The organism is Ornithinimicrobium murale (assembly GCF_003352835.1).
Classification (GTDB): Bacteria; Actinomycetota; Actinomycetes; order Actinomycetales; family Dermatophilaceae; genus Ornithinicoccus; species Ornithinicoccus muralis.
This window is the reverse complement of record NZ_QLVD01000010.1, coordinates 113004-139155: the sequence shown is the minus strand read 5'-3', so window position 1 is coordinate 139155 and position 26152 is coordinate 113004. Positions and strand designations below refer to the sequence as shown.

The 26152-nt window shown below is 69.2% G+C and carries 25 protein-coding genes; 12 read left to right on the top strand and 13 right to left on the bottom strand.

Going from position 1 to position 26152, the window contains the following annotated elements:
- The first annotated feature begins 8 nt into the window (after positions 1–8).
- From DPQ65_RS03925 to ptsP, 8 genes are all read left to right on the top strand, one after another.
- Complete coding sequence (locus tag DPQ65_RS03925) at positions 9–1202, top strand: PhoH family protein (protein WP_114906067.1); 1194 nt, start codon at positions 9–11, stop codon at positions 1200–1202.
- Positions 1199–1699 (top strand): rRNA maturation RNase YbeY, encoded by a 501-nt coding sequence (gene ybeY / locus DPQ65_RS03920; RefSeq protein WP_114906066.1) that lies wholly within the window; start codon positions 1199–1201, stop codon positions 1697–1699. The genes DPQ65_RS03925 and ybeY overlap by 4 nt, the downstream gene beginning before the upstream one ends.
- Positions 1700–1715: 16 nt before the next feature.
- Complete coding sequence (locus tag DPQ65_RS03915) at positions 1716–3035, top strand: hemolysin family protein (RefSeq protein ID WP_114906065.1); 1320 nt, start codon at positions 1716–1718, stop codon at positions 3033–3035.
- Complete coding sequence (era, locus tag DPQ65_RS03910) at positions 3032–4003, top strand: GTPase Era (protein ID WP_114906064.1); 972 nt, start codon at positions 3032–3034, stop codon at positions 4001–4003. Before DPQ65_RS03915 ends, era begins: the two co-directional genes overlap by 4 nt.
- A gap of 72 nt (positions 4004–4075) precedes the next feature.
- Complete coding sequence (locus tag DPQ65_RS03905) at positions 4076–4387, top strand: DUF4333 domain-containing protein (RefSeq protein WP_162802001.1); 312 nt, start codon at positions 4076–4078, stop codon at positions 4385–4387.
- Positions 4388–4465: 78 nt separating this feature from the next.
- Complete coding sequence (gene dhaK, locus DPQ65_RS03900; RefSeq protein WP_114906062.1) at positions 4466–5470, top strand: dihydroxyacetone kinase subunit DhaK; 1005 nt, start codon at positions 4466–4468, stop codon at positions 5468–5470.
- A gap of 2 nt (positions 5471–5472) precedes the next feature.
- Positions 5473–6099 (top strand): dihydroxyacetone kinase subunit DhaL, encoded by a 627-nt coding sequence (gene dhaL / locus DPQ65_RS03895; RefSeq protein WP_114906194.1) that lies wholly within the window; start codon positions 5473–5475, stop codon positions 6097–6099.
- A gap of 3 nt (positions 6100–6102) precedes the next feature.
- Complete coding sequence (ptsP, locus tag DPQ65_RS03890; RefSeq protein ID WP_114906061.1) at positions 6103–8589, top strand: phosphoenolpyruvate--protein phosphotransferase; 2487 nt, start codon at positions 6103–6105, stop codon at positions 8587–8589.
- A gap of 168 nt (positions 8590–8757) precedes the next feature.
- On the opposite strand, the gene DPQ65_RS03885 is transcribed toward ptsP, so the two are convergent.
- A complete protein-coding gene (locus tag DPQ65_RS03885; protein ID WP_114906060.1) occupies positions 8758–9405 on the bottom strand; it encodes an alpha-ketoglutarate-dependent dioxygenase AlkB in 648 nt (215 codons plus the stop codon).
- A 122-nt stretch (positions 9406–9527) separates the two neighbouring features.
- On the opposite strand from DPQ65_RS03885, the gene recO reads away from it, so the two are divergent.
- Both recO and DPQ65_RS03875 read left to right on the top strand, forming a co-directional pair.
- Positions 9528–10259 (top strand): DNA repair protein RecO, encoded by a 732-nt coding sequence (gene recO / locus DPQ65_RS03880; protein ID WP_114906193.1) that lies wholly within the window; start codon positions 9528–9530, stop codon positions 10257–10259.
- Positions 10256–11032 (top strand): isoprenyl transferase, encoded by a 777-nt coding sequence (locus DPQ65_RS03875; RefSeq protein WP_114906059.1) that lies wholly within the window; start codon positions 10256–10258, stop codon positions 11030–11032. The genes recO and DPQ65_RS03875 overlap by 4 nt, the downstream gene beginning before the upstream one ends.
- 66 nt (positions 11033–11098) lie before the next feature.
- Here the strand turns inward: DPQ65_RS03875 and DPQ65_RS03870 are convergent, their stop codons facing one another.
- From DPQ65_RS03870 to DPQ65_RS03820, 11 genes are all read right to left on the bottom strand, one after another.
- Entirely contained in the window at positions 11099–12541 is a 1443-nt protein-coding gene (locus DPQ65_RS03870; protein ID WP_114906058.1) for an ABC transporter substrate-binding protein, read from the bottom strand.
- A gap of 33 nt (positions 12542–12574) precedes the next feature.
- Entirely contained in the window at positions 12575–13828 is a 1254-nt protein-coding gene (locus tag DPQ65_RS03865) for a branched-chain amino acid ABC transporter permease (RefSeq protein WP_114906057.1), read from the bottom strand.
- Positions 13825–14739, bottom strand: a complete 915-nt coding sequence (locus DPQ65_RS03860; protein ID WP_114906056.1) for a branched-chain amino acid ABC transporter permease — start codon at positions 14737–14739, stop codon at positions 13825–13827. The genes DPQ65_RS03865 and DPQ65_RS03860 overlap by 4 nt, the downstream gene beginning before the upstream one ends.
- A complete protein-coding gene (locus DPQ65_RS03855) occupies positions 14739–16607 on the bottom strand; it encodes an AMP-dependent synthetase/ligase (RefSeq protein ID WP_114906055.1) in 1869 nt (622 codons plus the stop codon). The genes DPQ65_RS03860 and DPQ65_RS03855 overlap by 1 nt, the downstream gene beginning before the upstream one ends.
- Entirely contained in the window at positions 16604–17410 is an 807-nt protein-coding gene (locus DPQ65_RS03850) for an ABC transporter ATP-binding protein (protein WP_114906054.1), read from the bottom strand. The genes DPQ65_RS03855 and DPQ65_RS03850 overlap by 4 nt, the downstream gene beginning before the upstream one ends.
- Positions 17407–18189, bottom strand: a complete 783-nt coding sequence (locus DPQ65_RS03845) for an ABC transporter ATP-binding protein (protein ID WP_114906053.1) — start codon at positions 18187–18189, stop codon at positions 17407–17409. Before DPQ65_RS03845 ends, DPQ65_RS03850 begins: the two co-directional genes overlap by 4 nt.
- A 142-nt stretch (positions 18190–18331) precedes the next feature.
- Positions 18332–18727, bottom strand: coding sequence for a Fur family transcriptional regulator (locus DPQ65_RS03840; protein ID WP_114906052.1), 396 nt, complete (start codon positions 18725–18727; stop codon positions 18332–18334).
- Positions 18724–19698 carry a metal ABC transporter permease gene (locus DPQ65_RS03835; RefSeq protein WP_114906051.1) on the bottom strand — a complete coding sequence of 325 codons (975 nt, stop codon included), beginning with the start codon at positions 19696–19698 and terminating at the stop codon, positions 18724–18726. The genes DPQ65_RS03840 and DPQ65_RS03835 overlap by 4 nt, the downstream gene beginning before the upstream one ends.
- Entirely contained in the window at positions 19698–20585 is an 888-nt protein-coding gene (locus tag DPQ65_RS03830) for a metal ABC transporter ATP-binding protein (RefSeq protein ID WP_114906192.1), read from the bottom strand. The genes DPQ65_RS03835 and DPQ65_RS03830 overlap by 1 nt, the downstream gene beginning before the upstream one ends.
- Positions 20582–21673, bottom strand: a complete 1092-nt coding sequence (locus DPQ65_RS03825) for a metal ABC transporter substrate-binding protein (protein WP_114906050.1) — start codon at positions 21671–21673, stop codon at positions 20582–20584. Before DPQ65_RS03825 ends, DPQ65_RS03830 begins: the two co-directional genes overlap by 4 nt.
- A 74-nt stretch (positions 21674–21747) precedes the next feature.
- On the bottom strand, positions 21748–22107 hold the full coding sequence (locus tag DPQ65_RS03820) for a DUF6703 family protein (protein ID WP_114906049.1): 360 nt from the start codon (positions 22105–22107) through the stop codon (positions 21748–21750).
- Between the two features lie 39 nt (positions 22108–22146).
- On the opposite strand from DPQ65_RS03820, the gene DPQ65_RS03815 reads away from it, so the two are divergent.
- On the top strand, positions 22147–23550 hold the full coding sequence (locus DPQ65_RS03815) for a glycine--tRNA ligase (protein ID WP_114906048.1): 1404 nt from the start codon (positions 22147–22149) through the stop codon (positions 23548–23550).
- Positions 23551–23555: 5 nt separating this feature from the next.
- Positions 23556–24323, top strand: a complete 768-nt coding sequence (gene map / locus DPQ65_RS03810) for a type I methionyl aminopeptidase (RefSeq protein WP_114906047.1) — start codon at positions 23556–23558, stop codon at positions 24321–24323.
- Between the two features lie 263 nt (positions 24324–24586).
- On the opposite strand, the gene DPQ65_RS03805 is transcribed toward map, so the two are convergent.
- Positions 24587–26152 carry a GMC family oxidoreductase gene (locus tag DPQ65_RS03805; protein ID WP_114906046.1) on the bottom strand — a complete coding sequence of 522 codons (1566 nt, stop codon included), beginning with the start codon at positions 26150–26152 and terminating at the stop codon, positions 24587–24589.

Below are 26152 nucleotides of genomic sequence, written 5' to 3'. Positions count from 1 at the left end.
GGGCCCTGATGACAGAGCCTCACCATCCGGGGACGGCCAACGCCGCCACCCCGGCCACCGAACCGACCGAGACCACGCCAGGCGAGGGGAGCCACGCACCCACGCACACGGTGGTCATCCCCCCCGAGACCTCGATGGCGGCCCTGCTGGGGCCGCGCGACGAGTTGCTCAAGACGATGGAGCGCTCGTTCCCGCACGTGGATGTGCTGGTGCGGGGCAACGAGTTCCGGCTCGCCGGACCTTCCGAAGACGTGGCGATCATCGAGCGACTGATCGACGAACTGGTGGTGATCGCCACCGCCGGGCAGCCGCTGAACCGCGACGCGGTCGAGCGCTCGATCGGGATGCTGCGGAGCGCTTCGGCCGAACGGCCCGCCGACGTGCTGACGATGAACATCATCAGCAACCGCGGCCGCACCATCCGTCCCAAGACGCTGCACCAGAAGCATTACGTCGACGCGATCGACCAGCACACGGTCGTCTTCGGCATCGGCCCGGCCGGCACCGGCAAGACCTATCTGGCGATGGCCAAGGCCGTGGCCGCTCTCCAGGCCAAACAGGTCAACCGCATCATCCTGACCCGTCCCGCGGTCGAGGCGGGCGAGCGCCTGGGATTCCTCCCGGGGACCCTCAACGACAAGATCGACCCCTACCTGCGGCCGCTGTATGACGCGCTGCACGACATGGTGGATCCGGACTCGATCCCGCGGCTGATGGCCTCTGGCACCATCGAGGTGGCGCCCCTGGCCTACATGCGGGGCCGTACCCTGAACGATGCGTTCATCATCCTCGACGAGGCCCAGAACACCTCGGCGGAGCAGATGAAGATGTTCCTCACCCGGCTCGGCTTCGGCTCCAAGATGGTCGTAACCGGCGACGTGACGCAGGTCGACCTGCCCACTGGCACCAGCTCGGGCCTCCGGGTGGTGCGCGACATCCTGGCTGATGTCGAGGACATCCACTTTGCGACACTGACCAGCGCTGACGTCGTCCGGCACCGGCTGGTCAGCTCGATCGTCGAGGCCTACGGCAGGCACGATGCCGACCAGCAGGGCCACGAGCGACAGCGGTCCGGTGGGTCGGGCCGACCCGTGCGACGGGGCCGGTCGACGGACACTGGACGCGCCGGGCGGCCAGGACAGGACAGCGGTGAGGTCGGCTCGGAGCAGACCGACCCGCGGGCCGGGGAGAGTGGCCGGTGAGCATCGAGGTCCTCAACGAGTCCGGCGAGGTGCCCCCGCCCGTCACGGAACAGGAGCTGCACGACCTGGGTCGCTATGTGCTCGACCAGATGCGGGTCCACCCGCGCACCGAGCTGGCGATCACCCTGGTCGACGAGTCAGCCATGGAGGCCCTGCACGTGCAGTGGATGGACCTGCCCGGACCGACCGACGTGATGAGCTTCCCGATGGACGAGCTGCGTCCCGGCTCGGACACCGAGACGACCGATGGGGTGCTGGGCGATGTCGTGCTGTGCCCTGTGGTGGCGCGCAGGCAGGCCAAGGAGGCTGGACACAGCGTCGCGGACGAGATCCTGCTGCTGACCACGCACGGGATCCTGCACCTGCTCGGCTTCGATCACGCCGAGCCCGACGAGGAGCGCGAGATGTTCGAGCTGCAGCGCACGCTGCTGCTGACCTACCTGGCTCAGCGGGGCCGCACCACCACGGCGGCACCCGGCGCCCGCGCCGAGCAGTGAACCCCGGAGCGCACCGTTGATCACGCTGATCGTTGTCGCCGTTCTGGCGACCCTCGTCGCCTTCCTCCTCTCCGCGAGTGAGACCGCGCTGCTGCGGGTCTCCCGCCACCGGGCCGAGCACCTACAGGAGGAGGACCAGCGCGGTGCCGACGCCCTCTCCAGGATCGTCGCCGAACCGGCCCCCTACCTGGCCGTGGCCGCCTTCACCCGGGTGCTGGCCGAGGCCGTCACCGCCGTCGCGGTCACGGTCGCTGTCGACACCCAGACCGACAGCCACTGGCGCACCGCGCTGATCGCGGTGGGCATCATGACTGTCATCTCCTTCGTCGTCGTGGGGGTCTCACCCAGGACGCTGGGGCGCCAGCACGTCGAGAAGGTGGCGTTGATGTCCGCGCCGGTCATCCGGGTGCTGCGCGTGCTGCTGGGGCCACTGGCCAAGGTGCTCGTGCTCTTCGGCAACGCGGTCACTCCCGGCCGCGGGTTCGCCGAGGGACCGTTCGCCAGTGAGGCCGAGCTGCGCGACCTGCTCGACCTGGCCGGGGAGAGCTCGGTGATCGAGGCCGGTGAGCGCGAGATGATCCACTCCATCTTCGAGCTCGGCGACACGGTGGCGCGCGAGGTGATGGTGCCCCGGCCGGACATGGTCTCGATCCGGCAGGACCGCGCCCTCCGGCAGGCCATGTCACTCTTCCTGCGTTCGGGCTTCAGCCGCATCCCGGTCATCGGCGAAGGCACCGACGACGTGCTGGGCATCCTCTACTTCAAGGATGTCGCCCGCGCTGTCAACGCCAACGCCGAGAACAGCAGGGACGCGGTCACCGAGCTGATGCGCCCGGTCCAACGGATCCCCGAGTCCAAGTCGGTCGACGGGCTGCTGCGGGAGATGCAGCGCGACCGGCTGCACATCGCCATCGTGATCGACGAGTACGGCGGGACCGCCGGACTGATCACCATCGAGGACATCCTCGAGGAGATTGTCGGGGAGATCACCGACGAGTACGACCGTGACGTCGTGGAGGTGGAGACCCTCGAGGACGGCACCGTCCGGGTGCCGGCGACGATGCCTGTGGACGACCTCAACGAGATGTTCGACGTCGAGATCGAGACCGAGGACGTCGACTCCGTCGGGGGACTGCTGGCCGCCCAGATCGGGATGGTGCCCATCGTGGGGTCCTCGGCGCAGGTGGCCGGGCTGCGCCTCACGGCCGAGCGCATGGCCGGGCGGCGGCGGCGCGTGGCGACCCTCCTGGTCGAGCGGGTCGAGTCAGAGCACCATGAGGACGAGGAGTCCGCCACGCCCGGTGGCTCCGATCGGCAGTCGGAGGACGCCCAGTGAGCCAGCCCCAGAATCACCCCACCGAGGATGAGGGCGCGGTTCGACAGCCCACCGAGCCCTCGGCATACCACGCCGGCTTTGCCTGCGTCATCGGCCGCCCCAACGCGGGCAAGTCGACCCTGACCAACGCCCTGGTGGGGCAGAAGGTGGCGATCACCTCCAGCAAACCGCAGACCACGCGCCACGCGATCCGGGGCATTCGCACGACCGATGCCTACCAGCTGATTCTGGTGGACACCCCGGGGCTGCACCGGCCTCGCACCCTGCTCGGGCAGCGCCTCAACGACCTGGTCCGGGAGACGTTGCTGGATGTCGACGTCATCGCCTTCTGCCTGCCCGCCGACCAGCGGCCCGGGCCTGGTGACACCTTCATCGCGCGCGACCTCGCCGAGCTGCAGCGGGCCCGTCGGGTGCCCGTGGTCGCGCTGGCGACCAAGTCCGACGCGGTCGACAAGCAACGCCTGGCCGAGCACCTCATCGCCATCGACCAGCTCGGGACCTGGGACGCGATCGTGCCCTGCTCAGCAGCCCGCGGCGATCAGGTCGAGGACGTGGCCGACGTGCTGGCGTCCTATCTCCCGGCCTCACCGAAGCTCTACCCGGACGACGTGCTGACCGACGAGCCGACGATCGTGATGATCGCTGAGCTGGTGCGTGAGGCAGCCCTGGAGGGCGTGCGTGACGAGCTGCCCCACTCGCTGGCCGTCGTGGTGGACGAGGTCGTCCCGCGCGTAGACCGTCCTGAGGGCCGCCCGTTGACCGACGTGCGCGTCCACATCTTCGTGGAGCGCCCCAGCCAGAAGGCGATCATCATCGGGCGCGGCGGGTCCAGGCTGCGGGAGGTCGGCGCCCGGGCCAGGGTCGGCATCGAGCAGATCATCGGCCACAAGGTCTTCCTGGACCTGCACGTCAAGGTCGCCAAGGACTGGCAGCGGGACCCCAAGCAGCTGCAGCGGCTCGGTTTCTGAGTTTGTCGATCGGGTATGCCGCGTGGTGGGGTTGGCCGGGCACGGCTCGTTGGACGTCGGGAGAGGCAGGACATGATGGTGCGTCGTGGTGCGGTGCTCGGGGCGGGAGTGGCTCTCGCCCTGCTGCTCGGTGGGTGCTCCAAGGAGATCTCCACCGAGGACCTGGAGGCGACGATCACGGAGGAGGCCGAGGCTCACGGCCTGTCGGTGACCTCGGTCGACTGCCCGGAGGGACTGGCTGCGGAGGTCGGCGCGAGCCTGACCTGTGAGGTGCAGATGAGCGGGCCCCAGGGTGACTACGACCGCTATGAGCTCGAGGTCACCGAGGTCGACGGCAACAACGTCGAGTACACCCTGCTGCCGCTGCTGGCCCAGGGAGACTAGACCGGCGCCAGTCGCCTCGACGGCCCGCGTCCCCTCGCCCCTCTGGTGGGCAGGCCCGTTCGGTGGTTGGCTGGGGGCATGAAGAAACTGATCAACGACCCCGCGGACGTTGTCGTCGAGGCACTGCGGGGCATGGCTGCGGCCCACCCCGACAGGCTCCGGGTGGACCTTGAGAACAGGGTCGTCTACCGCAGGGACCCGATCCGTGCGGGCAAGGTCGGTCTGGTGTCCGGTGGTGGCTCAGGTCACGAGCCGATGCACGGTGGCCTGGTCGGGCTCGGCATGCTGGACGCCGCCTGCGCCGGAGAGGTCTTCACCTCGCCCGTGCCGGACCAGATGATGGCCGCGACCAAGCAGGTCGACGGCGGTGCCGGGGTGCTGCACATCGTGAAGAACTACACCGGCGACGTGATGAACTTCGAGATGGCTGCCGAGCTTGCGGCGGCCGAGGCCGGGACCGAGGTCCAGTCCGTCGTGGTCGATGACGACGTGGCGGTCCAGGACTCCCTCTACACCGCGGGTCGTCGCGGGGTCGGCACCACCGTCCTGCTGGAGAAGATCGTGGGCGCGGCGGCCGAGGAGGGCCGCTCCCTGGCCGACTGCGCGGCGCTGGCCACCCAGGTCGCTGAGAGCGGTCGCTCCATGGGCATGGCGCTGACCTCGTGCACGGTGCCGGCCGCCGGCAAGCCAACCTTCGACCTGGCCGAGGACGAGATGGAGGTCGGCATCGGCATCCACGGTGAGCCCGGCCGGAAGCGGATGCCGATGGCGCCGGCCAAGGAGGTCGCCGAGATGCTCCTCGAGCCGGTCCTGGCCGACCTGGACTTCACCGGCGACACGGGGGCGATCGTGATGATGAACGGGATGGGCGGCACCCCGCTGCTCGAGCTCTACCTGATGTATCACGAGGTCGCCCAGATCCTGGAGAAGTCCGGTGTCACCGTGGCGCGCAACCTGGTCGGCAACTACATCACCAGCCTGGAGATGGCCGGCTGCTCGGTCACGCTGCTCCGCGCCGACGACGACCTCGTCGGGCTGTGGGACGCGCCCGTGAACACCCCCGGCCTGCGCTGGGGGGTCTGAACGTGGCGAACCTGCAGTCCTTCACCGAGTGGATCGCAGACTATGCCAGCGTGGTCAGTGAGCAGGCGGACTACCTGACCGACCTGGACCGCGCGATCGGCGACGCTGACCACGGCAGCAACATGAACCGCGGGATGGTCAAGGCCGCGGAGTTGGCCGGCGCCGAGGAGTTCTCGGCCATCGACGCCTACCTCAAGAAGGTCGGCATGAGCCTGGTCAGCAACGTCGGTGGCGCCAGCGGGCCGCTCTATGGCACCTTCTTCCTGCGCATGGCCGGCGCCTTCGCCGACGTCGCGGAGGCCGGGGCGGCCGAGGTGGGCGCTGGCCTGCGGGCGGGCGTGGAGGGCATCCTGGCGCGGGGCAAGGCAGAGACCGGCGACAAGACCATGTATGACGCGTGGTCGCCGGCCCTGGACGCCTTCGACGAGGCTGTCGGTGCCGGGAGTGACCTGGCGGGGGCGCTGCGGGCTGCGGCGGACGCGGCAGCGCGGGGTCGCGACGCCACCAAGGACCTGATCGCCCGCAAGGGACGGGCCAGCTATCTCGGGGAGCGCAGCCGCGGCCATATCGACCCGGGCGCGACCAGCTCGACCCTGCTGATCGAGTCCGCTGCTCGCAGCCTGGCCTGACTCGTGATCGGGATCGTGGTGGTCAGCCACAGCCGTGCTCTGGCCGAGGCGGCGATGGCACTGGCCGGCGAGATGACCGACCCCGAGCACCGTCCTGCCATCCTGGTCGCGGCGGGCCTGGACGCACAGACCTTCGGCACCGACGCTGCTGCCGTCTCCGAGGCGATCACCGAGGCAGACAGCGGCGACGGCGTGCTGGTGCTGCTCGATCTGGGCAGCGCGGTGCTCTCAGCGGAGATGGCGCTGGAGTTCGTCGACCCCGAGCTGGCCGAGCGAGTCCGGGTGTCCGGGGCCCCGCTGGTCGAGGGGCTCGTGGCGGCCGCCGTGGCCGCTGGGGCAGGTGCGGACCTGGTGACCGCCGCGAGGGAGGCAGAGCAGGGTCTGGTGGCCAAGGCCCAGCACCTGGGGGCCGGACAGGGACACCCTGAGCCCGTATCAGCGCCGCCGGAGCCTGACGACGCGGAGCACCTGCGCGCCTCGGGCAGGGGCGGGCAGACCGGGGTCAGCAGGGAACTGCCGGTCACGGCGCCGCACGGCCTGCACGCCCGGCCCGCGGCGCGTTTCGTCCGCGAGGTGGCCAGACACCCGGGGCTCCAGGTGCGGGTGCACAACCTCGACACCGGCAAGGGGCCCGTTGACGGTCGCAGCCTCACCGGCATCGCCACCCTCGATGCCCGGCGGGGACACCGCATCGAGGTGGTGGCGGCTGGCGAGGGGGCCGCGGACCTCCTCGACGCCCTCGAGGACCTGGCCCGGTCGGGCTTCGGTGACCTGGAGGCGCCGGAGCCTGCTGCCGATCCGGCTCCGGCGCGGCACGATGCCACGACGGGTCCCACCTACGCCCTGGAGGCTGCGGTCGGCCCGGTCGTGCGACCGGAGCAGCCCGTGAGCCTGGACGACTACCACCAGGATGGCCAGGCCGAGGAGCTCGCGGCCCTCGACCTCGCACTGGGGAGGACCCGACAGGAGCTCACCGACCTGGTGGCGCGCACGACCCAGCAGGTCGGCACAGCGGAGGCAGCGGTCTTCGAGGCACACCTGGCCATGCTCGAGGACCCGAGCCTGGAGGCTCCGGTGCGGGACGGCATACGCTCCGGGCAGAGCGCGCCCGAGGCGTTGTCAGCTCGCGTGGCCGAGCTGCGGGACGAGTTCGACACACTGGCAGACCCCTATCAGCGTGAGCGGGGTGCGGACGTCACCAGCGTGGGGGAGCGGTTGCTCCGAGCGCTCACGGGAGCCGCTCCGGGCTCCCGGGACGGGGCGGGTGTGCTGGTGGTGTCCGAGCTGGACCCGGCCACCGCCGTGCTGCTCGATCCCCGGCAGACCCTGGGTGTGATCACGATCGGTGGTGGTGCCACGGGGCACGGAGTGTTGCTGGCTCGGGCGCGGGGACTCCCGGTGCTGACGGGTGCGCGTGCGGCGGAGGGCCTGCCGGAGGGGACGCTCGTCGCGTTCGACGCGCGGTCGGGTCGCCTGGAGATCGACCCGGACCTGGAGACCCGTGGAGAGTTCGAGGCGTTGCTCGCGGATCGGGTCAGCGCCCGTCGTCGCATGCTCCGCGCCGCTCATGAGCCCGCTGTGACGCTGGACGGGCACGAGGTGCTGGTCAAGGCCAATATCGCCCACCTCGGGGAGGCCTCGCTCGCCGCCACCTCAGGGGCTGACGGCTCCGGCCTGGTGCGCACCGAGGCTCTGTTCGCCGCGCACAGCACCGCCCCGAGCGTCGCCGAGCAGGTCCAGACTTTCGAGCGGATCTCCGAAGAGCTGTCCGGGGCCATGATCACCATCCGCACGTGGGACGTCGGCGGGGACAAGCCGTTGCCCTTCCACCCCATGGCCGTCGAGGCCAACCCGTTCCTGGGCCAGCGCGGTGTGCGGGCCTTCCGGGACGACTCGACCCTGCTGGTGGACCAGCTCGAGGCGATCTGTCGGGTGGCACGGGAGCGTCGGGTCCGCGTGATGTTCCCGATGGTCAGCACTGTCGAGGAGGTCGAGTGGGCCCTGGCCCGGTTGGACGAAGCTGGTGGTCGCCTGCCGGACGGACGTCCGGACGCCCTCGAGGTTGGCATCATGATGGAGGTCCCGGCTGCGGCACTGCGGCCGGAGGCGCTGTCGACGCTGCTGGACTTCGTCAGCATCGGGAGCAACGACCTGGTGCAGTACACCCTCGCGGCCGAGCGTGGGAACCCCGCCCTCGGCGCTCTGGCAGATGTAGCGGACCCCGCTGTGCTGCAACTGATCCAAGGCATCGCGACCGGAGTCGCAGAGGGCGTTGAGGTGTGCCTGTGCGGTGACGCGGCCAGCGATCCCGGGCTGGCCCGGCTGCTGGTCGGCCTCGGGGTCACCGAGCTCAGCGCCACGGCTGCCTCCGTCCCGGCCGTCAAGGACGCCCTGCGCGGGGTTGCCCTGGCCGGTCTGCAGGACCTGGCCGCGCGTGCGCTGGTGGCCGAGTCGGCCCGTGAGGTGCGCGAGCTGCTGGCGCACGGGTGATCACCGATCATGCGTCCTCGGGGAGACGCGGGTGATCCCCGATCGTGCGTCCTCGGGGAGACGCGGGTGATCCCCGATCGTGCGTCCTCGGGGAGACGCGGGTGATCACCGATCGTGCGACCTCGCGGCGTGCCAGGAGCTCGCTGGGGTCGCGAGCGGGAGGTCCGGCTAGCGGACCCCGCGCGGGCGGAACTGGATGCTGATGCGGGGCCCCACTGGCTTGGCCGTCTTGGGCACGGCGTGCTCCCAGGTGCGTTGACACGAGCCGCCCATCACTAGCAGGTCACCGTGACCGATCACCCGGCGGATGGTGCGGCCGGCGCCGCCTCCGTTGGGTCGGAGCAGCAGGGCCCTGGGAGCGCCGATGGAGACGATGGCAACCATGGTGTCCTGGCTGTTGCCCCGACCGAACCGGTCGCCGTGCCAGGCGACACTGTCCCGCCCGTCGCGATAGAGACACATGCCGGCGGTGCGGAACGGCTCACCCAACTCGGGGCCATAGTGCGTGCTCAGGTCATCACGGGCCCGGGTGAGCACGGGGTCGGGCAGTTCCTCGTGTTCGTCATAGAAGCGCAGCAGGCGCGGAGTGTCGACCTCGGAGTCCCACATCACGCGGCGCTCACCGCGCCACTGCACGCCGGCCGACCCGCCGAGGGCGAGCCGGGTGAACAACTCGTCGGAGCCGGTGACCCAGCCGGGCCGGATGTCCACCCAGGCACCCGCGCTGAGCGTCGTGCGTTGAACGGCCCCGGCGAGGGACCGCAGTCCCACGTCGTTGACCTGGTCGAGGAGCGATCCCTGCAGTGCAACGGACATGTGTTCGACACTAGAACAGGTGTCGCACTGACGCAAGGGGCGTGGCTCATCCGGCTGCGACACGACGGGCACCGGCACGCAGATGTGAGGGGGTCTTGGCGGCAGAGTGGGAGACTGGGGTCATGCCGCTCTATCGGGATGCCGCCATCGTGCTGCGCACCCACAACCTCGGGGAGGCCGACCGCATCGTCACCCTCCTCAGCCGCGGGCGGGGCAAGATCCGCGCCGTGGCCAAGGGGGTGCGCCGCACCAGGTCCAAGTTCGGGGCGCGACTCGAGCCGGGCATGGTCGTGGACCTGCAGTGCTACGAGGGCCGCAACCTGGACACGGTCACCCAGGCCGAGTCGCTGGCGTCCTACGGTGACGCGATCGCTCGTGACTATGAGGCCTGGACCGCGGCCAGCGCGATGCTCGAGACCTGTGACCGACTGACCGATGAGGGTGAGCCCGCGGTCCAGCAGTTCGTGCTGCTCGCCGGTGCCCTGAGCTCACTCGCTGCGAGCAGTCACGAGGCCGGGCTGGTGCTCGACTCCTACCTGCTGCGCTCGATGGCGATCGCCGGCTGGGCCGCCAGCTTCCACGACTGCGCCCGGTGCGGTGCAGAGGGACCGCACCGGGCCTTCGATGTGGCCTCCGGGGGGTCAGTGTGCCCTGTCTGCCGACCGCCGGGTTGTGCGGCGCCGGCACCGCAGACCCTGGAGCTGATGGCTGCCCTGCTCAGCGGTGACTGGGTGCTGGCTGATGCCAGCGAGGCCAAGCACCGCAGGGAGGCCAGCAAGCTGGCGGCAGCACATGTCCACTGGCACCTGGAGCGTGGAGTCCGCTCCCTGCGGCTCGTGGAGCGCGTCCAGTGACGGCGCCGGTCCGCCCGTTCCCGCACCCCAGCGGTGCCCGCCCACCGGAGATCCCGCGGGAACTGGTGCCACGGCACGTCGCGATCGTCATGGACGGCAACGGCCGGTGGGCCAACCAGCGTGGGCTCAAGCGCACGCAGGGCCATGAGGCCGGGGAGGCCTCACTGCTTGACGTGGTCGCGGGCGCGATCGACATCGGGGTGCAGTGCCTCTCGGCCTATGCCTTCTCGACCGAGAACTGGCGCCGCAGCCCCGAGGAGGTCCGCTTCCTGATGGGCTTCAACCGGGATGTGATCCACCGGCGGCGGGACCAGCTCGACAGCTGGGGGGTGCGGATGCTCTGGTCGGGGCGCACCCCGCGCCTGTGGAAGTCGGTGATCTCCGAGCTCGAGCAGGCCGAGCGGCAGACACGTGGCAACGAGGTGATCACGCTGAACTTCTGCGTCAACTATGGGGGCCGGGCCGAGGTGGCTGATGCCGTGCGACAGATCGGGGCGGACGTGCGTGACGGGCGGCTCTCTGCGCGGGGGATCGACGAGCGCACGATTGGTCGTTACCTCTACCATCCGGAGGTGCCGGATGTGGACCTGTTCGTCCGCAGCTCGGGGGAGCAGCGGACGTCCAACTTCCTGCTGTGGCAGAGCGCCTATGCCGAGATGGTCTTCCAGGACGTTCTCTGGCCCGACTATGACCGGCGCGACCTGTGGCGGGCCATCGAGACCTATGCTTCACGCGACCGGCGCTACGGCGGCGCCGTGGACGCTCCGGGCTGAGACCGGGAGGCCCGCCACGGTCACGACCGTGACGGGCTCCCGGCACGAACTGGGGCTCAGGGCGCCTCAGCTGCTGGCCGAGCAGGCCTGGTCGTAGCCGATCGCCTCGAAGCTGGGACCCGAGAAGAACTCGTTGGTCGTCTCGATGCCAAGTGGTGCCTCGGCGTTCGGGGTGCCGACGATCAGGCCGCTGACCGCCACCTCAGCGCCCTCGCCTCCGTAGGTGATCGCCTCGGCCATGCCGTCGAAGTCGACTTCGAGTCCGTCCATGGCGGCCCGCACCCCGGCGCGCGTCAGGTCGCCGCTGTCGGCAGCCTTCTCCAGCAGTGCGTGCATCGGGTAGTTCATGACCCAGCCGATGATGTAACCACCGTTGGCCGGCAGCTCGCCGTCCAGGGAGGCCTTCATCGCCTCGGTGCCGGCGCTGGTGCCGTCCCACTGCTCGGTGGGGGCGAGGTGGTTGTAGAGACCGACGAGCGCCGGTGCGGCGGCGCTCTCCAGCAGGGCCGGGTTCCAGGTGGGCAGCGAGCCCAGGAACCGGCCGGTGAAGCCGCCACCGGCCAGCTTGCCGACGATCTCGGCGTTCTCCGCCGGTCCGACGGCCAGCAGCACGACGTCCGGCTGCGCAGCCATGACGGCCGACACGACGGCGTCCTGCCCGCCAGTCACCTGGTTGGGGCCGGTCGGGATGACGGTGACGTCGTCCACGCCGTTCTGTTCGGCCCAGAGCTGGGCGCCAGCGGCGGAGTCGCCACCGTAGTCGCCGGGGTAGCCGACGGCAGCGATCGAGGTGATCTCGCCGTGGCTCTCGCCGTACCAGTCCAGACCCACCATCGCCTCGACGCAGTAGGAGTAGCCGGTCTCCATGATCAGGCCGTGGTCGTTCTCCGAGAAGGCGTAGCCGGACCACCAGGAGGCAGGCACGGCGACAATGTCGTTGGCGTCCATGTCGCTCAACACCGACTCGGTGTTCACCGTGCCCAGGCTCTGCGCGATCGCCAGGATGTTGGGCTCGATCTGTTGGTAGGCCGCGGCGTGCTCTGCCGGCTGGTACTTGGTGTCTCGGGTGTAGGTGTCGATGTCGACGTCGAAGCCGGCGATGCCACCGGCCTCGTTGACCTGTGCCCAGTAGGCGCGCTGGGCGTCGGTGATCGGCACGGCGAGGGCGGCGAACGGCCCCTCGGTGAGGTCGGACAGGACGCCGAGGTAGATGCAGCCGTTGTCGGGGTTCACGGCCTCCGGGCAGGCCTCCTCGGTGACACCGTCGCCAGTGGTGATGTCACCTCCGGCGGCCGGGTCCTCGGTGTCCTCGGCGTCGTCGGTGCTGTCGGAGGAGTCTGTGGTGTCCTCGTCTGAGGGCTCATCGTCCGCGGGGGCATCTGGCTCCTCCGCGGCGATCGCCTCATCGTCGGTGTCCGGGTCCTCATCGACTGCGGTGCAGGCGCTGAGGATCAGGCCGGTGGCTGCTGCTGCGGCGAGCAACCTTCGTGGGGTGGTGCGCTGTGACATGTCTGCACTCCTTTGTGCGGTGGGTTGGCTGGGTTAATAGCTGAAGGGCCAGGTGGCGAAGTAGGTGCGGACCCGGTGCCACAGGCCGAAGAGCCCCCGTGGCTCAAGGATGAGGAAGAGCACGATCAGCGCGCCGAACAGGATCGACTCGAGCTGGAAGACGGTGATCAGGCCACCGCTGCCGGTGGAGACGAACGGCAACCACGGGGCGAGCCACTCCAGGATCCGGGGAAGCAGCACGACGAAGGCGGCACCGATCAGCGTGCCGGAGATGGTGGCCACCCCACCGATCACCACGATGGCCAGGAGGTTGATGGCCATCAGGATGTTCCATTGCTCCGGGGCCACCCGGCCGATGAGGATGGCGAACAGGCAGCCGGCCACGCCCGCATAGGCGCTGGACAACACGAACGCCAGGGTCTTGGTGCGCAACAGGTTGACGCCCATGACCTCGGCGGCGATGTCCCGGTCACGCACCGCGGCGAAGGCGCGCCCCGTGCGGCTGCGCGCCAGGTTGCGGGCCGCGACGGCCAGGACCACGAGCAGGGTGAGACAGAGCAGATAGAGCGAGACGTGGGGCGCAATGAGAAGTGGCCCCACGGCATACGTGCGCTCGAGGTCGTTGCCGAACAGGACGGGGACCGCCCCGGCGCGACCGACACCGGAGCCACCGGTGACGCTGGCCCACTGCTTGAACAGCTGCTCGCCGAGCATCAGCAGACCCAGCGTGAGGACCGCGAGGTAGAGACCACGGACCCGGGTGGCGAGTGGGGCGACCACGAGCCCGACCAGACCCGGGATCACGGCGGCCAGAACCAAGGCGATCGAGAGGTCAAACTCCCAGCCGATGACGATCGAGCCAGGCACCCCGGCGACGACCGCCCCGGTGTAGGCCCCCAGCGCCATGAAGAAGGGGTGACCCAGCGAGATCTGACCGGCGTAGCCGGTGAGCAGGTTCAGTCCGACGCCGGCGATCGCCATGACCATCGCGACCGAGAGGAGATGGCTCAGATCGCGCGTCAGCCAGAACGGCAGGACGAGGAAAATGCTGATGGCCGCCAGGGTCCACCAACGCTTGGCCGAGGTATTGAGCAGCGCCGAGTCCTGGTCATAGCTGGTGAACAGGCGCGGCCGTCCACGGGTGGCCGACCGGAGAGCCTTCCCACGCCCGGGTCCAGAGCGCAGGGCCCTGGACTGACCCGTCAGCCGGGACGTCGAGGAGCGTTCCGCGCCGTGCTGAGCACCATCCTGTGTGGCGCGGTTGCTGTCGGGGGCGACCGTCGTCATAGGCGTTGCACCTCCTTGGTGCCGAACAGGCCGTAGGGGCGGATGAGGAGCACCAGGATCATCACCAGGTAGGGCGCGACATTCTCGAAGTTGGGGCCGAGCCACGGCGCGTGGATCGGTTGGTAGGTGCTGGACAGGGCGGAGACGAGGCCGATCACCAGGCCGCCGACGACCGCCCCGCGGAGGGAGTCGATGCCGCCGAGGATCAGTGCAGGCAGGGCGACGAGAGCAAAGAGCGCGTCATTGGCCTGCACGACTGAGCCGTTGGCCGCCAGCAGGATGCCACCGAGGGCTGCCAGGCCGCCGCCGAGCGCCCAGGACAGGGAGAACATCCGCCCGACGTTGATGCCCTGGGCGAGCGCGGCCTCCTGGTCCAGGGAGGTAGCGCGCATCGCCAGCCCGACGCGGGAGCGACTGAGCCACACGCCCAGGAGGCCGAGCACCACGGCAACGACGGCGATCTTGCCCGCATGGTGCTGGTACAGGCTGACCGCGCAGAGCGTCTCGCCCTGGACCAGACACCACTGCTCGAGCTGCCAGGGGTCGGCGATCGTCCGTGCCCGGGCGGCGAACAACCGGAAGGCCAGGATCAGCAGCACGATGAAGATGCCGACGGTGACCAGGGCCGTGGAGAAGACCGGCCGGCCGATCATCGGGCGGATGGCGACCCGCTCGATGCCCATCGAGATGGCTGCGACCACCAGCACCGCGATGACCGCGGCGACCCAGAAGGGGACGCCCCGGTCCACCGCCAGCACCGAGGTGACGTAGGTGCCCAGGATGAGGAGCCCGGGTTGGGCGAAGTTCAGCACGCCGGTGGCACGGAAGATGATGACGAAGCTGACGGCGATGAGGGCGTAGACGGCGCCGTCTCCCAGCCCGGCCAGCAGGGTGCTCGCGACGGTGGCCATCAGCCGCTCCGCCCCAGGTCGGCGCCGGCGTGCTCGGCGGTGCCGGCATACATGTCGTCCACCAGGTGGGGGACGGTCGCTGCGAAGGCGGTGCGCTTCAGTTTCTGCGTCGCGGTGAGCTCACCGTCCTCGTGGTCCAGCTCCTTGTGCAGCATCCGGAACTTGCGCACGGCCTCGACCCTGGCGACCTTGCCGTTGACCTCGTGGATCACGCCGGAGATCAGGTCGACGGTTTCCGGCCTGGTCGCCAGGTCCTTGTAGGTGGTGTACTCGATGCGCTGCCGGGAGGCCCAGTCGGCCACGGTGTCGTACTCGATGCCGACCAGGGCGGTGAGGTAGGGCCGTCGGTCGCCGATGACGACCGCCTCCCGGATGTAGGGGGAGGCCTTCATCGCGTTCTCCAGCTCGCTGGGCGAGATGTTCTTGCCCCCGGCCGTGATGATGATGTCCTTGATCCGGTCCACGATCTTCAGATAGCTCTCCTCGACCCACTCCCCGACGTCGCCGGTGTGCAGCCACCCCTCGCTGTCGATCACCTCGGCGGTCGCCGCAGGCTTGCCCCAGTAGCCCTGGAAGGTCCCCGGGTGCCGGGTGAGCACCTCGTGGGTGTCCTCGGCCAGCACGAGCTCAATGTCCGGCTGGACCTCGCCGACGGTGCCGAAGCGCACCCTGCCGGGATAGCTGCAGGTCGCGACGGCCGTGTTCTCCGTCATGCCGTAGGCCTCGTGGATCAGGACCCCCATGCTGAGGAAGAACTCCAGCACCTCGGGGGCGATCGGTGCCGCACCGGAGAGTGCGTGCCGGACCCGGGCCAGCCCCAGGTGCCGACGGACCTTGCGGTGGACCAGCACCCAGGACAGGAAGAACAGGACGCGGGAGAGCACGCTCGGCGTGCCATCCGCCAACTGCTGCCGGGCGGCCCTGGTGCCCATCGCATGTCCCGCGGCGAACAGGCGGCGTTTGACCCAGGACGCGTTGGCCATCTTGATGGTCACCGTCGCCTGGATCTTCTCCCAGATGCGGGGCACGGCGAACAGGACGGTGGGCTGCACCTCCGCGAGATCACTGACGACCGTGTCGATCGACTCGGCGAAGTGGACGAGGCCACGGTTGCGCACCCCGCACCAGGTGCTGATGGCCCGTTCGACCACATGAGAGAGCGGGAGGTAGGAGACCAGCACGTCGTTCTGGCGGAGTCCCTGGTGGCCGAACATGCCCGGTGCCCGGCCGAAGGTGGCGGCGCCGAAGTCGACATTGCGGGCGCTGAGCATGGCGCCCTTCGGCGGGCCGGTGGTGCCCGAGGTGTAGATGACCGTGACCAGGTCCTCAGGCTCCCGGCCCACATCGGCCCTGGCCAGCACGTCCGGGTCCCGGTCGCGCAGCTCGGCCCCCTTGCTGATCAGCTCGTCGATCGACACCAGGCGCTCGTGGGAGTAGTCGGCCATGCCGCGGCCGTCGAGGTAGACCACCCACTCCAGGCTGTCGATCTCGTCGATGATCTCCAGGGCCTTGTCCACCTGCTCCTGGTCCTCGGAGAACAGGACCCGGGCACCGGAGTCGGTGAGCAGGTAGCGGACCTCGGCCACCGGGTTGGTGGGGTAGAACCCGACGCTCACGGCGCGGAGCATGGCGCTGGCCAGGTCGGCATACAGCCACTCGGGTCGGTTCTCGGACTGGATCGCGACCCGATCGCCCCGGCCGACGCCCAGCGCGGCCAGGCCGAAGGCGATCGCCTCGGTGTTGTGCAGGTAGTCCGCCCAGGTGATGTCGCGCCACAGGCCATACCGCTTCTCCCGGAGCGCGACCACGTCCGGGACCTCTGCCGCTGCCGCCCGCAGCTGACGACTCAGGTGCTGGACCTCGGTCATCGCTGCTCCTGGTGAGCCGACTCAAGGACCTCGTCGGTGGCCCCACCCAGATAGGCGGCGATGACGGCGGGGTCGCGCTGCACTTCTTGCGGGGTGCCGAGGGCGATCCGCCGACCGAAGTCGATCACCATCACCCGGTCGGCAAGGTCCATGACCAGCCGCATGTCGTGCTCGACCATGACCATGGCCAGCCCGAGCTCGGTGCGGATGTCGAGGATGAACCGGGCCATGTCCTCGGTCTCCTCCGCATTCATGCCCGCCACCGGCTCGTCGAGCAGCAGGAGCTCGGGCTGCATCGCCAGCGCGCGGCCCAGCTCGATGCGCTTCTTGATGCCGTAGGGCAGGATCCCGACAGGGTGGCGGCGGACGGAGGTGAGGTCGAGGAACTCGATGAGGTGCTCGATCTCCAGCCGGGCAGCACGTTCCTCACGACGGGTGCCGGGCTGCCACGCCATGGCCTGCCACCAGGGGGCCCTCATCAGGTGGTGGCGCCCCAGGAGGAGGTTCTCCAGCACCGACAGGTTGTCGAACAGCTCGATGTTCTGGAAGGTCCGGGCGATGCCTTGCGCCGCGATCCGGTCGGGCCGTTGGCCCAGCAACGACGCTCCGCGGAAGGTGATGTCGCCGGACTGTGGGCGGTAGACGCCGGAGATGCAGTTGAAGGTCGAAGTCTTGCCCGCCCCGTTGGGGCCGATGATGGCGAACAGCTCGCCGGGACGCACGTCGAAGCTGACGTCGTCGAGCGCGACGTTGCCACCGAACCGCAGGGCGATGCCCTCGGCCGTGAGCAGGGGAGTGGTCATGACAGCCACCTCTTGCGACGTTTGTAGTGCTTCACATCGCGCAGGGACGTGCCCTCCGCGCCGACCCCCAGGTAGAACTCCTGGATATCCTCGTCCGCCCGGAGCGTGTCCGCGGAGGCGTCCATCACCGTGATGCCGTTCTCCATGACATAGCCGTGGTGGGCGATAGACAGAGCCATGGCGGCGTTCTGCTCAATCAGCAGGATCCCCGTGCCCGCCTGGTTGATCTCCACGATGAGGTCCCGGATCCGCTCCACCATCTTGGGTGCCAGCCCCAGGCTGGGCTCGTCCAGCAGCAGATAGTCGGGGTCGGACATCATGGCCCGGCCGATGGCCAGCATCTGCTGCTCACCACCGGAGAGATACCCCGCGGTCGTGCGGCGGCGGTCGGCCAGCACCGGGAACATCCCGTAGATGCGGTCGAACTTCTCCTCGAGGCCTGCGCCGCCGGCAGTGTGGCCCCCGACTCGCAGGTTCTCCTCCACGGTGAACTCGACGAAGACTCGACGCCCCTCCATCACCTGACCAACGCCAGCGCGCACCACCGAGGAGGCGTTGCCGGTGTTGAGTCTGCGGCCCTCGATCGTGACCTCGCCCCGGGTGATCTTGCCTCGGTGCACGTCAAGGAGCCCGGTCATCGCGCGCAGCAGACTCGTCTTGCCGGCTCCGTTGGCGCCGAGGAGAGCCACGACCCGGTCCCGCCCGACGGACAGGCTGGCACCCCGGACGGCGAGCATCACGTCCTCGTAGACCACTTCAAGGTTGTGCACAGCGAGCATCGTTGCTCCAGACGGCATCCGGCCGCAGGAGTCGGCCGAGGTTGCGCCGAATGCTATGGCCACCGCGAGGCGTCGAGAACCGAACGAAACCACTCGTTACCGAAACGTAACCTCTTCTGCCGGAGGCGAGGAGGGCAAGGGATCAGCGGCGCGTGCAGTCGGCGCAGGTGCCAAAGATCTCCAGGGTGTGGGCGACGTCGCTGAAACCGTGCTCGGCCGCGACCTGGTCCGTCCATCGCTCGACGGCGGGTCCCTCGATCTCCACGGCCCGCCCGCAGTCGCGGCACACCAGGTGGTGATGGTGTCCGGTGCTGCACATGCGGTAGATGGCCTCACCCTCGTCGGTGCGCAGCACGTCGACCTCACCCGACTCGGCGAGGCCGGTCAGCGTGCGGTAGACGGTCGCCAGGCCGACGGTCTCGCCGGTCTCCCGAAGGCGGGCGTGCAGTTCCTGGGCGGAGCTGAAGTCCTCCATCTCCTGCAGGGCCGTGGCCACCGCGGCCTGCTGTCTGGTCGGTCGGCGTCTGGTCTCGGTCATCTCGTCACCCGTTCGTGCTCGTCGTAGTGACCACCGTGGGGGGCGTGCCGGTGGTCTCCGTGGAGGTAGTCAATATGGTCATCGTGGGGGATCGCCTCGTGGCCACAACCCGGGCCGTGCTCATGCGGATGGCGCTCGGCGACCCGGTGCCGGTGCGCGGTGGCAGCGGTCACGAGGGCCATGGCGGCCGCGATCACCAGGAAGATTCCGATCGCCAGCAGGACGATCGTGCCACCAGCAGCAGTGTCGGCATAGAAGGAGGTCACCACGCCGCCGACCGCGGACAGGACGCCGAAGAGCACCGCCCACACGGTCGCTGCGCGGAAGCTCCGCGCGACCTGCTGGGCCGCGGCGTTGGGCACGATCATCAGGGCACTGATCAGCAGGAGGCCGACGACCCTCATGGAGACGACCACGGTGACGGCGGTGAGCACCGAGAGCGTGATGTTCAGTGCCATGACCGGCAGGCCGCTGGCGCGGGCATACTCCTCATCGCCTGCCGCGAGGAACAGTCGCTGGCGCAACGTCACGGTGACAACGAGAATCACCGCTGACAGCACGCCGAAGACCATCAGATCCCCCCGTGAGGTGGTCGTGATGGCGCCGAACAGGTAGCTGGTCAGGTTGGCGCTCTGGCTGCCATCGACCCGGTTGATGATGACCACACCGGCGGCGATACCTCCGTAGAACATGACGGCCAGGGCGATGTCACCGCTGGCCCGGCCGCGGGCGCGGATCACCTCGACGGCCACCCCGGCCAGGACAGCCGCGATGAGGGCGGTGATGATCGGCTGGTTGTCGAGCAGGATGCCGACGGCCACACCGGCCAGGGCCACGTGGCCCAGCCCGTCACCGATCAGGGACAGGCGTCGCTGCACCAGGAAGATGCCGACCAGCGGAGCAACGGCCCCGACCAGGAGGGCAGCCAGCAGCGCGTTGCGCATGAAGTCGAAGGACAGGATCTCAGGCATCAGGAGTCCTTCCCCTCGACCGGGCCGTCCATCGGCCCCACCCCGCTGAGTAGTCCGGGAGACTCCACCGGTCCGTCGTCGTGGTGGTGCTCGTCGAAGGCGAGGTGGTGGCGCGCCCCGGAGTGATCCGCACCAGCCAGCCCCGAGTCAGCGGCGCGGGACACCTGGGCCCGGTGCTCGGCATACTGCAGGGGAGTGCCGTCGAAACTCACCCGGCCCGCGTCCATCTCCACGATCCGGTCCACGATGCCGCGCAGCGCGGCGAGTTCGTGGGTGACCACGAGCATCGTGACGCCGAGCCTGGCCAGCCGTCGCAGCACGGTCGCGAGGACGTCCTGGTTGGCCGCGTCGACGCCCGCGGTGGGCTCGTCCATGATCAGCATGTCGGGTTGAGAGGCGAGGGCGCGGGCGATCAGGACCCGCCGTTGCTGCCCCCCGGACAGGGTCGCCACGTCCGCATCGAGGCGGTCGGCCAGACCGACTGTGTCGGCGGCCTTGGTGACAGTGGCCCGGTCGTTCGCTGAGGCCCGGCGCCACCAGGGTCGACTGGCCAGCTGGCCGGTGGAGATGACCTCGCGCACCGTGGACCGCACCGAGGCAGAGAGGGTATGCCGCTGGGGCACGTAGCCCAGGCGGCTGCGGTCGGTGAGATGGTCCAGTGGGGTGCCGAAGAGCGTGACGGTTCCGCCAACCTGGTCGTTGAGCCCGAGCAGGCCGCGCACCAGGGTCGACTTGCCCGAGCCGTTCGGACCCAGCAGGGCGATGACCTCGCCCTGGGGCACCGCCAGGTTGATGCCCTCGGTGAAAGGTCTCCCGGCATAGCCGAAGGCGGCGTGGTCGAGCCGGACCGCGGGGGCGTCGGCCGGGGTGTGCTGCGTGGTGCTCACGCGCACCCTTGGCCCTGTCGCAGGGCCTCGAGGTTGGCACTCATCACCTCAAGGTAGTCGCTGCCGGCCGAGTCACCGCTGATTCCCTCGATCGGGTCGAGGGACAGGACCTGCGTGCCGGTCTCGGAGGCGATGACATCGGCGAGGTCCCCGCCGGCGGAGGACTCGGCATAGATCGCGGGGACCCCCAGCTCCTCGACCGTCCGGGTGATCTCGGCCACGCGCGCAGGAGACACCTCACCGTCCGGGACGATGCCCGAGATGCCGATCTGGTGCAGCCCGTAGCGGTCGGCGAGATAGCCGAAGGCCTCGTGCGTGGTCACCATGGTGTCCTGCTCACAGGTGGCGAGGGCCTGGCTGAACTCGGTGTCCAGGGCCCCGAGCTCGGCCGCGAAGGCCTGGGCATTGGCCCGGTAGGCCTCGGCATTGGCGGGGTCGGCGATCGCCAACTCCTCGGCGATGGCCTCGGTCGCGTCGGCATAGCGCTGCGGGTCGAGCCAGAAGTGCGGGTCGAGCGGCCCGTGGTCGTGACCCTCGTGGCCGGCGCCATCGTCCTCGTGGCCCTCGTGGTCGGAGTCCTCGTCGTCGTGCTCCTCGTGACCTTCGTGGGCGCCTTCGTTCTCGTGGCCCTCGTGGTCGGAGTCCTCGTCCTCGTGCTCCTCGTGACCTTCGTGGCTCGCCTCGTGGCCGTCCTCGGAGGCCCCCTGCTCCTCCGAGGAACGGTCCACCAGGTTGACCACCGTTGTCGTGTCCAGGCTGTGGTCGGCGGCCTGCTCGCCGACGGCCTCATCGACGGCGGCCTGCATGCCGGAGGAGTAGACCACCAGGTCGGCCTCGCTGATCGACCCGACCTGGCGGGGGGTCAGCTCGAGGTCGTGGGCGTCCACCCCGGGGCTGGTCAGCGTTTCGACCTCGACCCCGTCAACACCCTCGACCACCTGCTGGGTCGCGAACTCCAGGGGATAGAAGGCCGTGACGACGTGGAGCTGTGTGCCCTCCCCCGTGGTTCCGGCATCACTACCGCCACAGCTGGCCAGCAGGAGGGCAGAAGCGATGGTCAACGGGAGAACGGTGGAGGGTCGGGTCATGGGAATGATTCTCACTCCGCGTGAGAACCGTTGTCAAATCACATGGATGCCACCCCTGGCGCGAAGCAGGTCGGTCAGGGGGTGACGAACTGGGTGACGACGATCACCAGCAGCAGCACCAGGACAGCGATGCGCATCATCCGCAATGGGGGTGTGAGGTGTGGCCAGCTCAGATAGAGCAGCCAGAACAGTGCCAGCAGGGCCACGCCGATCAGGCCGAGGCCCAGGACTCCGGCCACCCGCACGCCGTCGTCCTCGACGAGAGGACCACCGAGGAACGCCCCGGCCAGGATCAACGCTGCGATAACCACCATCGGCAACCAGGTGGGTAGCAGGGCCAGCCGTTTGAGCACCGGCACACTGGCCCGCTCGATGGCCGCACGGGCGCCGGTGGCCTGGTAGTGAGGGTCGGGGGAGGTGATCGGATTGGACACGTTCTGAGCCTAGCCTCCGCACGGCCTAAACTCGTCGGCATGGCAGCCACTTCTACCGTCGATACCGTCGTCAGCCTCTGCAAACGCCGTGGGTTCGTCTTCCCCTGCGGCGAGATCTATGGCGGCACCCGATCGGCCTGGGACTACGGTCCCCTGGGCGTGGCGCTGAAGGACAACATCAAGCGCCAGTGGTGGCGCTCGGTGGTGCAGGGCCGCGACGACGTGGTAGGCCTCGACTCCTCGATCATTCTGCCCAAGCAGACCTGGGTCGCCTCGGGTCACGTTGGGACCTTCTCCGACCCGCTGACCGAGTGCCAGTCGTGTCACAAGCGCTTCCGTGCGGACCATCTGCAGGAGGACGTCGCGGCCAAGGCCGCCAAGAAGGGCAAGGAGGTCGACCCCGACGATGTAGACCTGGCTGAGGTCGCCTGCCCCAACTGCGGCACCCGGGGCGCGTGGACCGCTCCCCGCGAGTTCAACATGATGCTCAAGACCTACCTGGGTGTCATCGAGGACGAGTCCGGCCTGCACTACTTGCGGCCAGAGACCGCGCAGGGCATCTTCATCAACTTCGCCAACGTGATGGGGGCGGCCCGCAAGAAGCCGCCTTTCGGCATCGCCCAGACCGGCAAGAGCTTCCGCAACGAGATCACGCCTGGCAACTTCATCTTCCGCACCCGTGAGTTCGAGCAGATGGAGATGGAGTTCTTCGTCGAGCCCTCGACAGCCAAGGAGTGGCACGAGTACTGGATCGAGGAGCGCACCAACTGGTATGTCGACCTCGGCATCAACCGGGACAACCTGCGCCACTACGAGCACCCGAAGGAGAAGCTGTCCCACTACGCCGAGCGCACGGTGGACATCGAGTACCGCTTCAACTTCGCCGGGTCTGAGTGGGGTGAGCTGGAGGGCATCGCCAACCGCACCGACTTCGACCTCAAGACGCACAGTGAGCACTCCGGTGCTGACCTGACCTACTTCGACCAGGCGACCGGCGAGCGCTACACGCCGTACGTGATCGAACCCGCAGCAGGTCTGGGTCGGTCGCTGATGACCTTCCTGGTGGACGCCTACCACGAGGACGAGGCCCCCAACACCAAGGGCGGCGTCGACAAGCGCACCGTGCTGCGACTGGACCCGCGCCTGGCGCCGGTCAAGGCCGCCGTGCTGCCGCTGTCACGCAACGCCGACCTGACCCCGAAGGCCCGCGACCTCGCGGCCCAGCTCCGCAAGAACTGGATGATTGACTTCGACGACGCCGGCGCGATCGGTCGTCGCTATCGCCGGCAGGACGAGATCGGCACGCCGTTCTGCCTGACCGTCGACTTCGACACGCTCGACGACAACGCGGTGACCATCCGCGAGCGCGACTCGATGAGCCAGGAGCGGGTGTCCCTGGACAAGGTCGAGGCCTACCTCGCGCAGCGTCTGATCGGCTGCTGACGGCGGTGATCGAGCACTTCACGCCGCGCGAGATCGAGGCGATGCGCCCGGCTGGGCAGTTCGTCGGGCAGGCACTGAGCACCCTCCGGGACGAGGTGGGCGTCGGCACCAACCTGTTGGAGATCGATGCGCGTGCAACAGAGCTCATCGCGGCGGCCGGTGCCACCAGCTGCTATGTCGACTACCACCCCAGTTTCGGGGCCATGCCGTTCGGCAAGGTCATCTGCACCTCCGTGAACGACGGGGCACTGCACGGCCTGCCCCACGATTACACACTGCAGGACGGTGACCTGCTGAGTCTGGACTTCGCGGTCTCCATCAATGGCTGGGTGGCTGACTCGGCCGTCTCCTTCGTCGTGGGTGAGGCCAGTCGAGCTGACCTGCAGTTGATCGAGACGACCGAGCGGGCTCTCGAGGCGGGCATCGCCGCGCTGCAGCCGGGCGGTCGCCTGTTCGATGTGTCCGCTGCCATCGGCGAGGTATGCCGAGGTGCCGGCTACGGCGTCAACCTCCAGTTCGGAGGTCACGGCGTCGGCCGCACCATGCACGGCGACCCACACGTGCCCAATGACGGCAGGCCGGGGCGCGGGCTGCGGCTGCAGCCCGGTCTGGTGATCGCCATCGAGCCCTGGCTGATGGCCACCACGGACGAGATCTACACCGATGCCGACGGGTGGACCCTGCGCAGCGCGGACGGGTCGCGCGCGGCGCACAGCGAGCACACGGTGGCGCTGACGGCCGACGGCCCCCTGGTTCTCACCGACCGCACCTGAGCGTCTCTCCGCGCGCCACACCCGCTCGGGTGCTGCGGATCTCTCCAAGGCTCCGCAGGGGTGTTCCGAACCTTCCCAAAGTTGCGCAGGGGGCGTTCCGAACCTCCCCAAAGTTGCGCAGGGGGCGTTCCGAACCTCCCCAAGGTTCCGCAGGGGCGGTCCAAACCTCCCCAAAGTTGCGCAGGGGCGGTCCAAACCTCCCCAAAAATGGATGGCGGCAGCCGCGGACCGTCTCGGGGTGTCCAGTCCGCGGCCGCCGCCGGTCAGAGGGCCCCGGTCCGCAGCTGTTCCACGAGGAACTCCGCCTGCCGGATCGCCAGGGCGACGATCGTCAGGGTGGGGTTGGCCGCCGCGCCGGTAGTGAACAGTGACCCGTCGGAGACAAACAGGTTGGGCACGTCGTGCGTGCGCCCCCACCTGTCCGTGACGCCGTCCTCGGGCCGCTCGCTCATCCGGGACGTGCCCAGGTTGTGGGTCGACGGATAGGGCGGCGTGTGGTGGGTGCCCAGCGCACCGACCGCTTCGTAGACACGGTCCGACTGGGCGTAGGCGTGCTCGCGCATCGCCACGTCGTTGGCGTGGTCGTCGAAGTGCACGTCGGGGACGGGGAGCCCGTGCCGGTCCTGCACCGTGCTGTTGAGGGTCACCCGGTTGGTCTCCTGCGGCATGTCCTCCCCGACGATCCACAGGCCCGCGGTCCGGGAGTAGGCGTCCATCAGCTCGGTGAACTCCTTCCCCCACGCACCGGGCTCGATGAAGCTGGCGAGGAAGGCCGGACCCAACGAGATCATCTGCAGGTAGTAGCCGCCCACGAAGCCGCGGGAGGGATCGTGCCGCGACTCATCGGCGATGAGGCCGGACATGGTCTCGCCGCGATACATCCGCACCTCCTTCTCGAAGCGCGCGTAGACGCTGCCCGTGGTGTGGCGCATGTAGTTGCGCCCGACCTGGCCGGAGGAGTTGGCCAGCCCGTCGGGGAACAGGGAGGAGGCGCTCATCAGGAGCAGACGCGGGGTCTCGATCGAGTTGCCCGCGACGCACACCACCTTGGCGGCCTGCCGGTGCAGGTTGCCCTCTGAGTCGAGGTAGATGACCGCGTCGACCTTGCCGTCCTTGCCGTGGGTGATCTGCACGGCCTGGCTCTCCGGCCGCAGGTCCAGCAGGCCGGTCTCTCCGGCCCGGGGGAGCTCGCGCACCAGCGTGGACCACTTCGACCCGTTCTTGTCCCCCTGGAAGTTGAACCCGTCCTGCACGGTGGCGGGGCGGCCGTCATACGGCTCGGCATTGGTCGCATACGGGCCCGTGGCGTAGTGCCGGTAGCCGACCTTCTCCGCTCCTCCGGCGAGCACCTTGTAGTTGTTGTTGGCCGGCAACGGTGGGCGCCCGTGCCGGTGCGTCGAACCCATGGCCTTCTCGGCGCGGTCGTAGTAGGGCGCCAGCTCCTCCAGCGTGATCGGCCAGTCGAGCAGGTTGGCACCCTCGACCCGACCGTAGACCGACCGGGTGCGGAACTCGTGGGCCTTGAACCGAGGGGTGGCTCCCGACCAGTGGGTCGTCGTCCCGCCGACGGCCTTGACGAGCCAGGCGGGAAGGTTCGGGAAGTCCGTGGCGATCCGCCAACTGCCGGAGGTGGTGCGCGGGTCCAGCCAGGCCATCTGGTTGAACGCTTCCCACTCCAGGTTCATGTAGTCCTCGTTGCGCAGGTGCGGTCCCGCCTCGAGCACCACGACCGGGATCCCGGCCCTGGTCAGCTCGTAGGCCAGGGTGCCGCCGCCGGCGCCGGAGCCGATGATGACGACACTCGCCTCGTCCTGGCTGATCTGGGCCAT